The sequence below is a fragment of the uncultured Methylobacterium sp. genome (assembly GCF_964242245.1).
In the GTDB taxonomy this organism is placed as follows: domain Bacteria; phylum Pseudomonadota; class Alphaproteobacteria; order Rhizobiales; family Beijerinckiaceae; genus Methylobacterium.
The window spans coordinates 1-8,760 of the sequence record NZ_CAXTBY010000134.1 but is presented as its reverse complement, the minus strand read 5'-3'; the positions used below and the strand labels follow the sequence as shown (position 1 = coordinate 8,760).

The window sequence follows — 8,760 nt, the reverse complement described above, 5'->3', positions numbered from 1 at the left end:
CCCGACTTAGCTCGCGGGCCACCCTCTCCCGCAGAGGGGAGAGGGAAGGACGCGCGGATGACGGCGCGCGCCGCCCCTCGAACCAATCAGCCGGAAACCGTATCACCTCCGGCCCAAGATCCAGCAGGGTCTCGAACAGGAGGCTGTCGCCGGCTTCTCCACCGGTCAGGACGAAGGCGAGGGGCAGGCCGGAACAGTCGGTTTTGAAGGGGATCTTCGTCGAGACCCCGCCCCGCGTCCTTCGACAGGCTTCAGCCGCCTCGTGATCCGGTTCGCCCGCGGGTTGCCGGGCCGGACGCGCCATCGGGCGGCACCCGGTGGCGTTCGCCGCGCTCTGCGGCTTCGGCATGGCCCTGTTGCGGGCTGGCATCCGGCAGCGCGGCCTAAAGCACCGGCTACGAGGAGGCCCGCGCGCTCCTGCACGGCGACGCCCCCACCCGCCTCGGCTGCGCGCCACTGAAGTTCTCGGCCACGCTCCTGTCCGCGATCAGCGGCATCCCGGGCGGACTGTTCGCGCCCTCGCTCGCGGTCGGAGCCGGGCTCGGCGGGGCCGCGCAGGGCCTGTTCCCGGACGTGCCGATTGGGGCCTTGGTCCTCGTCGGCATGGTCGCCTACCTCACGGGCGTGCTGCGGGCGCCGATCACCGCCTTCGTCACCGAGGTGACCGAGGACCACGCGATGATGATCCCGCTGATGATCGCAGCGCTTGCGGCCGACGGCGCCTCCAAGTCCGTCTGCCGCGGCGGCCTCCATCATACGCCGGCCGAGATCATGCTGGCGCGGGCCGAGCCGGCCACGCCCACGGCGTGAGAAGAAAAGGCTGGGTGTCCCCCGTCGTGCGGAACGGTTGAGCTTGCCCCAGGGTTATCGCTCGATTGCAAGCCGGCCGGATTGCCGGTTCCATCCGGAGTTGTCGGCATGACCCTTCTCAAGTGGGCCCTCATCTGCTTCGTGGTCTCGGTGATCGCTGGCGGCCTCGGCTTCACCGGCATCGCCTCGGGCGCCGGGTCGCTTGCCCGCATCCTGTTCGGGATCTTCCTCCTCGTCGCCATCGTCATCGTGGTGATCGCCTTCGCCGTCGGGCAGGCGGTGTTCTGAGCGCATGGCCGGCGCGATGGGCGGAAAGACCTGCCTCGTCACCGGTGCCACGTCCGGCATCGGCTACGAGACGGCGCTGGGCTTGGCGCGGGCCGGTGCCCGCGTCGGGATCGTCGGGCGGGACGCGGGCAAGGTCCGCGCCTGCGCCGACGCGATCCGCGCAGCCGCGCCCGGGGTGACCATCGACGGCTTCGTCGCCGACCTCGCCGCGCAGGCCGAGATCCGGCGTCTCGCCGATGAAATCCGCGCGCTGTACCCGCGCCTCGACGTGCTGGTGAACAATGCCGGCGCGATCTTCGACCGGCGCGAGACCACCATCGACGGCTTCGAGCGCACCTGGGCCCTCGACCATCTCGGCTACGTGCTGCTCACCCTCGAACTGCTCGACCTCCTGAAGGCCTCCGGGCGGCCGGGGGCCGGGGCCCGCATCGTCAACGTGGCGTCGGCCGCCCACACCCGCGGCCGCATCGCCTTCGACGACCTCCAGGGCGAGCATTCCTACGGCGCGTTGCGGGCCTATTCGCAGGCCAAGCTCGGCAACGTGCTGTTCACCTACGCGCTGGCCCGCCGGCTCGCGGGCAGCACCGTCACCGTCAACGCCCTGCATCCGGGCGTGATCGACACGGGCTTCGCCAAGAACACCGGCGGCCTGTTCGGCACCGCCTGGGGTCTGATCCGCCCCTTCCTGACCAAGCCCGCCGACGGTGCCGCGACCTCGCTGCACCTGGCCACGGCACCCTCCGTGGAGGGCGTGAGCGGCCGCTACTTCGCCAGGAGCCGCGAGACTAGCTCGTCGGCCTACAGCCGCGACGAGGCCGTCCAGGAGCGCACCTTCGCGCTCAGCCTCGCGCAGGTCGGCCACGCCGCCTGACCGGTCTCAGACCCTGTCCGCGGCACCCCGCCCGCGGACGCCCTCGATCGATGCGGCGCGCGCCTGCGCCTCGACGAACACCCGCGTCACGTCCGGGATGCGAGCCTTCAGCGTGCGGTCGAGGTGCGCCACCAGCCGCTCGACCGCGCTGGCGCTGAGCGCGTCGTCCAGGTCGAGGCTGACGTTCACGAGGATGTCGGCCGGGCCCATGTGCTGCGTCAGGACTTCATTGACGTGGGACACGCCCGCTTCCGTCCGCACGATCTCCCGGATGACGGCCACGACCTCCGGGTCCGCGGCCTCGCCGATCAGCAGGCCGTGGGTCTCGATCATCAGGAAGACCGCCATGCCGACCAGCACGAGGCCGATGCCGACCGACGACCAGCCGTCCAGCACCGGCAGGTCGAGGATGTGGGCCAGGATCACGCCCGCGAGCGCGATGACGAGGCCGAGGAGGGCGGCAAAGTCCTCGACCAGGATCGTGAACAGGGCCGGGTCCTTGCTGCGGCGGACCGCGCTGAGCGGCCCCCGCTCGCCCTTCTCGGCCCAGAACGCGCGCATGGCGACGAGGAACGAGGCGCCCTCCGCCGCGACGGAAAAACCGAGGATCGCGACGTTCACCCAGAAGCCGGGCAGGGGATGGCCGAACAGGCTCGCGTCGGCCGCCGGCTCTGGATGCCGGATCTTGTGAACACCCTCGTACACCGCGAAGATGCCGCCGCCGAGGAAGATCAGCAGCGCGACGATGAAGGCGTAGAAGTAGACCTCGCGGCCGTAGCCGAAGGGATGCTTGGCATCGGCGGGCTTCGTCGCGCGCCTCAAACCGACCAGCAGCAGGATCTGGTTGGCGGTGTCGACCACGGAGTGCGCGCCCTCGGCCAGCATCGCCGAGGAGCCGGTCACGTAGGCGCCCGCGAACTTCGCCACAGCGATGGCGAGGTTGGCGCCGGCCGCGGTGTAGATCGCGCTCGTGCTCGCGTGAGCCATTCCGTTCCCCGATCCGTCGCGGCAACCCTCGCCCAAGCGCCGCGCTCGGGCGGGGGTTCCCGTTCGTGGACGCCGCCGGCGAGGCGGTGCATTCTGCCCGGCGCTGACCGAGCGGAGCCCGCATGACCGACACGGCCTACGACCCCCAGAACGTCTTCGCCCGCATCCTGCGCGGCGAGATCCCGGCGCATCGGGTCTACGAGGATGCGGACACGCTGGCCTTCATGGACGCGATGCCCCAGGGCCCGGGCCACACCCTGGTGATCCCGAAGGCCCCCGCCCGCGGCCTCCTCGACGCCGAACCCGCCGCGCTCGCGGCGCTGGCAGGCAGCGTGCAGCGGGTGGCGCGCGCGGTGAAGGCAGCCTTCGCGGCGGACGGTTTGACGGTGTTTCAGTTCAACGAGGCGGCCGGCGGCCAGACCGTGTTCCACCTGCACGTCCACGTCGTGCCGCGCTTCGACGGCGTGCCGCTCGCGCGCCACGAGGGCGGGATGGCCGACCCGGCGGTGCTGGCAGGCCACGCGGAGCGCATCCGCGCGGCGCTCGATCGGTGATCAGGCCGCCGAGGTGCTCTCCGGCTGCGGCATGCCGGCGAGCAGGCGGCGGAGGGCGGCGTTCTCGGCTTCCAACTCGCTCACGCGGCGCAGCAGGATCGAGACCGACGCGTCCGCCACCGGCACGTCGGGCGCCGGCTGGATCGGTGCGGGCTTGGTCGCCTGATTGTTGAACGTCACGCCGACGCCGTCCTCCCGCCGCCATCGCAGGAATGAGCGGAAGGTCCGCTCCTTCTGCGGGATGTAGAGCTCGAACATCTCGGGGAGCGTCGCGCTCTGGCTGAGCGCGAGCCGCGCCCCGGACGCGGACAGGTCGCGCACGAGGCAATCCATGCTCGACGCGCCGTTGTTGAAGATGATGCGGCCCTTGAGGAAGACCCTCTGGCGCGCCTCGCTGCGATGATGCTCCGCCTGCATGAACGCGGCCCCCAGATCGATCCAATTGACCGATCATCCCACGGCAGCCCTTAAGGAAAGCTCGCTGCGACCCGCGACTCTCCGGCTTCCCCTCAGAAAAAGCGTCGATCCATGGTCTGGAACAGGTAGAAGCCGTTGAAGCGGACGCCGGTCTCCGCGGCGCGCCCGTCGAAGTCGAGGGGCAGTCCGGTGTCCGCGCCGAGCTTGCCGCCGAAGGTCCAGCGCCCGCCGCCGAGGAAGGCGGGCACGGAGCAGGCCTCGGGCACCGCGCAGCACAGGCCCTCGACGCTCTTCAGGCGGAACAGGTTGTAGCTTCGCATCGGAGTTCCTCCGCTTGGCCGACCCCTCGAACCGATGCCGGCGCCCGCGCGCCGAAATCAGCTTGACCGTGTGGATAATCTCACACTCTGTCCGGTTTGTGTCGGTCACGTTTCGGGGACGTTGCGCTCCAATTCGTCGAGCCAGATCCGCGCCGAGCCGTCCGACGGCGCGCGCCAGTCGCCCCGCGGCGAGAGGGCGCCGCCGGCCGACACCTTCGGGCCGTTGGGCAGCGCCGAGCGCTTGAACTGGCTGAAGCCGAAGAAGCGGGCGAGGAACACGCCCAGCCAGCGCCGGATCTCGGGGAGGTCGTAGGCGATCCGCCGGTCCGCCGGGAAGTCGGGCGGCCAGGACCCGGCCGTCACCGCCCCCCAGGCGTGCAGCGCCAGGAACGCGATCTTCGACGGACGGAAGCCGTGGCGCAGCGTGTAGAACAGGTTGAAGTCCTGAAGCGCGTAGGGGCCGATCCTGGCCTCCGTGCTCTGCGGCGCCGCGTCCGCGTCGGCCGGCACCAGCTCCGGCGAGATCTCGGTGTCGAGCACCGCGCTCAGCACCCGCCCCTCCTCCGTGCCGAACTGGCCGGACGCGATCACCCAGCGGATCAGGTGCTGGATCAGGGTCTTGGGCACGCCCGCGTTGACCGCGTAGTGGCTCATCTGGTCGCCGACGCCGTAGGTGCACCAGCCGAGCGCCAGTTCCGACAGGTCGCCGGTGCCGACGACCAAGCCGCCGTTCTGGTTGGCGAGCCGGAACAGGTAGTCGGTGCGCAGGCCCGCCTGCACGTTCTCGAAGGTGACGTCGTAGACCGCCTCGCCGCCGGCGAACGGATGGCCCATGTCGGCGAGCATCTGACGCGCCGCCGGCCGGATGTCGATCTCGGCGGCGGTGGTGCCGAGGCCGCGCATCAGCGCGTGGGCGTTGGCCTTGGTCCCGGCCGAGGTCGCGAAGCCCGGCAGGGTGTAGGCCAGGATGTCGCTGCGCGGGTATCCGAGGCGATCGAAGGCCTTCGCGATCACGATCAGCGCGTGCGTCGAGTCGAGCCCGCCGGAGACGCCGATCACGGCCTTGCGCGTGCCGGTGGCCTCGAGCCGCTGGGCCAGCCCCGCCACCTGGATGTTGTAGGCCTCGTAGCAATCCTGCGCGAGGCGCGCCGTGTCCGCGGGCACGAACGGAAACCGCTCGATCGGCCGCCTCAGGCCGAGATCGTCTGCCGGCGGATCGAGCCGGAAGGGCACCCGGCGATAGGCCGGCCCCGCGTCCAGCCGCACGTTGTCGTCGAAGCTTCCGCTCTGGAGCCGCTCCTGGGCGATCAGGTCGAGGTCGATGTCGGCGATCGTGGCCACCGGCCCGGCGGCGAAGCGCTCGCCTTCGGCCAGCCGCACGCCGTTCTCGTCGATGCTGGTCTGCCCGTCCCAGGAGAGGTCCGTGGTCGATTCGCCCAGGCCCGCGGCGGCGTAGACGTAGGCGCACAGGCCCCGCATCGAGGCGGCGCGCGACAGGAGTTCCCGCGACTCCGCCCGGCCCACGGTGATCGGGCTGCCGGACAGGTTGGCGAGCACGGTGGCGCCCTGGAGCGCGGCGCGCATGCTGGGCGACTCCGGCACCCACAGGTCCTCGCAGATCTCGACCCCGACGACGAGGCCCGGCACGTCGTCGGCGGCAAACAGCAGGTCCGTCCCGAAGGCCGCCGCGTGGCCCGCGACCGCGATCGACGCGCCGGCAATCCCGGCGCCTGACGCGAAGTGCCGCTTCTCGTAGAACTCGCGGTAGTTCGGCAGGTAGGTCTTCGGCACCGCCCCGAGCAGCCGTCCGCCCTGGATCGCCAGCGCCACGTTGTAGATCCGGCCGCGCCAGCGCACCGGCGCGCCGACGAGGAGCAGGGGCCGCAGGCGCGCCGACGCCGCGATCACCCGGGCCGCCGCCGCCTCGACCGCGTCGAGGAGCGTCGCCTGCAGCAGCAGGTCCTCGATCGCGTAGGCCGAGAGGCAGAGCTCCGGGAACACCGCCAGCACCGCTCCTTGGGCGTGGCACGTCTCCGCGAGCGCCAGGACCGCGTCGGCGTTGCGCTCCGGCTCGGCCGGGTGGCTGCGGCCGGTGCAGGCAGCGACGCGGGCGAAGCCGTGGGCGTAGAGCGACCGGAAGGTCTCGGGAAGATCGGGCTTTGCCAAGGCGATGCCGGCCCTTCGAGCGACGCGGAGGCGCCGACCTTAGCGCGTGCGGGCCGCGCCCTCCAGCGGCACCGTCCCGTCCATCGTTTCAACCCTTGTTAACGACGATCGGCCTAACTCGGCTCCACCGTCCCCGCCGGGGCGGCTTCCCGTGTTTCGAGTGTTTTCGAGAACCCATGCGCGCATCGGGCCGGCCTCCCTATTCTCATCGCGACCCCGCCCGCCCGGGCCGCGGCGGCGACCGTCCGGGCCTGACGCTCGGCGCGCTGGCGCACCGGCTGATGTCGCTGCGCGCGAGCCTGACGCGCCGCCTCGTCGGCGGCCCGCAGCGCCCGAGCTACGCCATCGCCGGCACGCGCCCGGCGCCGACTTGGCTCACCCCGCCGAGCACGCTCCTCGGACGCGACGCCGGGGCGGCATCCTCCCCCGATCGCGACGCGGGCCGAGGCCGGTCCGGCCACGTCCGATCCGAGAGCGCATTTCCCGAGAATGCGTGGCCCGACCATGTCTTCGACGACCGCGCGAGCCTCGACATGCTGGAGGGTCACCGGCCCGAGAGCCGGATCGACGCCTCCGCCTCATCCCCCGGCGTGCTGGTGCGCTCGCCGCGCCGGCCCGCCGCGATCACGCCCGAGGACGTCGACAGGCCCCGGTTCGGACCGCGGCCGATCCCGCTGCCGGGCGCCGTCCCCCCGGCCGTGCGCTACACCCGCACCCCCGACACCATCCTGCAGGAGCGCCGTCAGCGGGCGCTGGAGGCCGAGCGCGCCGCCCGGGAGCAGGCGCGGGTAGCAGCCCTCGCCGCGACGCTCGCCGCCGAGACCGAGGCGCGCGCGCGGACTGAGGCGGACGCGCGGCAGGCCGCCGAGGCGGAACGGGCGATCGTGACCCCGCCGCCCGGGCCGCCCATGCCGCTCTGGCGCCAGCCCTTCGTCGCGCCCCCCGGCGTCCGGTTCTTCCGCACGCCGGACCGGCGCACGTCCCGTCCCTCCGTCGAGCTCTCCGCCGGGACCGCTCCGGCGCCCGCCGAGGCCCGCGACCTGTCCGAGCTGCCGGACTGGGCCGACGTGCAGCCCTGGTTCGAGGCCGGCGACTGGTCCTCCGTCGAGGCCTGGGCCGCCCTGGAGGCCGAGCCCGCGGCGGATCGCGACGCCCCGCCTCCGCTTCCGGCCGGCCCCGATCCCGTTCCCGCCGCGCCCCGGGCGGGATCGTTCCCGGTCGAGCGCTACGTCTCGGTGCCGCTGGACATCTCCCACCTGCGCTCGCTGCCGCCGGCGCCGGTCTACGTCCTCGACCGGCTCGTACGCTTCGACCGGCCGCTCCGCCCGACGGACGGGCAGGACAACGCCAGCGCCATCCCGGACCCGGTGATCATCCCCGAGCCGGCCGCGGCCCCCGCGCGGCCGGCACTCGCCCTGGTGTTCGGCCCCGGAACCGCCCCCCTCCCCTCCCCGGTCGAGCCGGCAGGCGTCGCGCACGGTTCGGCCCCGGCCCTGTCGGCGATGGCGGCCCGCGCGGCGATCCGTGCGGCCAAGCCGCCGGTGCCGGAGGCGCCGGCCGTGGAGCCTCCCGTCGTGGGTATGCCGGTATCCTCCGACGAGGACGACGCTCTGCCGGCGGTCACGACCCTCGCGTCCGCATTCGACATCGCCGCGCCGCAGGTCGCCTCGGCGCCCGCGCCGGCGGCCGTGCCGATCGCGCCGCGCCCGGTCCTGCTGCGCGGCAGGGCCGTCCCCGCGCCCGAGCCCGTCCCGGAGGACGCGGCACGTCCTGACGCTGCCGAGCCCGAGCCGGTCGAGACCGTCGAGGCCCCCGTGCCCGCGGCCGCGGCGCCCGCAATGCCGGCAGTCGTGCGCCCGCACCTGATCCCGGCCGGGCGGCACCTGCCCATCGCCTCGGTCGAGAACGCCGATTACGAGCTGCCCGCCCTCGATCTGCTCGCCATGCCGGAGCCGGGCGGGAGCGCTGAGGTCGATGCCGACGTGCTGGAGCAGAACGCGCTCAACCTCCAGCAGACGGTGCAGGATTTCGGCGTGCGCGGCGACATCCTCGCCGTGCGCCCCGGCCCCGTCGTCACCCTCTACGAGCTGGAGCCGGCGCCGGGCACAAAATCCTCCCGCGTCATCGGCCTGTCGGACGACATCGCCCGCTCGATGTCGGCGGTCTCGGCCCGCGTCGCGGTGGTGCCCGGCCGCAACGTCATCGGCATCGAGCTGCCGAACGAGACCCGCGAGACGGTCTTTTTGCGGGAGCTTCTGTCCGCTCCCGACTTCTTCGCCAGCAAGCACAGGCTCGCGCTGTGCCTCGGCAAGAACATCGGCGGCGAGCCGATCATCGCGGACTTGGC

At 72.7% G+C, this 8,760-nt stretch carries 8 protein-coding genes and 1 pseudogene; 5 read left to right on the top strand and 4 right to left on the bottom strand.

Going from position 1 to position 8,760, the window contains the following annotated elements; translation table 11 throughout:
* Nucleotides 1–250: 250 nt before the first annotated feature.
* The 3 genes and pseudogenes from ACFE8Y_RS19115 to ACFE8Y_RS19105 all read left to right on the top strand — a co-directional run.
* A pseudogene (locus ACFE8Y_RS19115) lies at nt 251–810 on the top strand (chloride channel protein); the annotation flags it as partial.
* A gap of 108 nt (nt 811–918) precedes the next feature.
* Entirely contained in the window at nt 919–1,098 is a 180-nt protein-coding gene (locus ACFE8Y_RS19110; RefSeq protein WP_375465961.1) for a DUF1328 domain-containing protein, read from the top strand.
* Between the two features lie 16 nt (nt 1,099–1,114).
* Nucleotides 1,115–1,969 carry an SDR family NAD(P)-dependent oxidoreductase gene (locus ACFE8Y_RS19105; protein ID WP_375465960.1) on the top strand — a complete coding sequence of 285 codons (855 nt, stop codon included), beginning with the start codon at nt 1,115–1,117 and terminating at the stop codon, nt 1,967–1,969.
* 6 nt (nt 1,970–1,975) lie between these two features.
* Here ACFE8Y_RS19105 and ACFE8Y_RS19100 read toward each other — a convergent pair whose 3' ends face one another.
* A complete protein-coding gene (locus tag ACFE8Y_RS19100; protein ID WP_375465959.1) occupies nt 1,976–2,956 on the bottom strand; it encodes a cation diffusion facilitator family transporter in 981 nt (326 codons plus the stop codon).
* 122 nt (nt 2,957–3,078) lie between these two features.
* Here ACFE8Y_RS19100 and ACFE8Y_RS19095 point away from each other — a divergent pair, with 122 nt between their 5' ends.
* Nucleotides 3,079–3,510, top strand: a complete 432-nt coding sequence (locus ACFE8Y_RS19095) for an HIT family protein (protein WP_375465958.1) — start codon at nt 3,079–3,081, stop codon at nt 3,508–3,510.
* On the opposite strand, the gene ACFE8Y_RS19090 is transcribed toward ACFE8Y_RS19095, so the two are convergent.
* The 3 genes from ACFE8Y_RS19090 to ACFE8Y_RS19080 form a co-directional block, all read right to left on the bottom strand.
* Nucleotides 3,511–3,927: a PilZ domain-containing protein gene (locus ACFE8Y_RS19090; RefSeq protein ID WP_375465957.1), complete on the bottom strand. Its 417-nt coding sequence runs from the start codon at nt 3,925–3,927 to the stop codon at nt 3,511–3,513. It lies immediately after the preceding gene.
* A gap of 92 nt (nt 3,928–4,019) precedes the next feature.
* Complete coding sequence (locus ACFE8Y_RS19085; RefSeq protein WP_375465956.1) at nt 4,020–4,247, bottom strand: hypothetical protein; 228 nt, start codon at nt 4,245–4,247, stop codon at nt 4,020–4,022.
* Nucleotides 4,248–4,352: 105 nt separating this feature from the next.
* Complete coding sequence (locus ACFE8Y_RS19080) at nt 4,353–6,413, bottom strand: NAD(+) synthase (protein WP_375465955.1); 2,061 nt, start codon at nt 6,411–6,413, stop codon at nt 4,353–4,355.
* A gap of 176 nt (nt 6,414–6,589) precedes the next feature.
* Here ACFE8Y_RS19080 and ACFE8Y_RS19075 point away from each other — a divergent pair.
* Nucleotides 6,590–8,760 (top strand): DNA translocase FtsK (locus ACFE8Y_RS19075; RefSeq protein WP_375465954.1); only part of this gene is annotated, 2,171 nt, incomplete at its 3' end.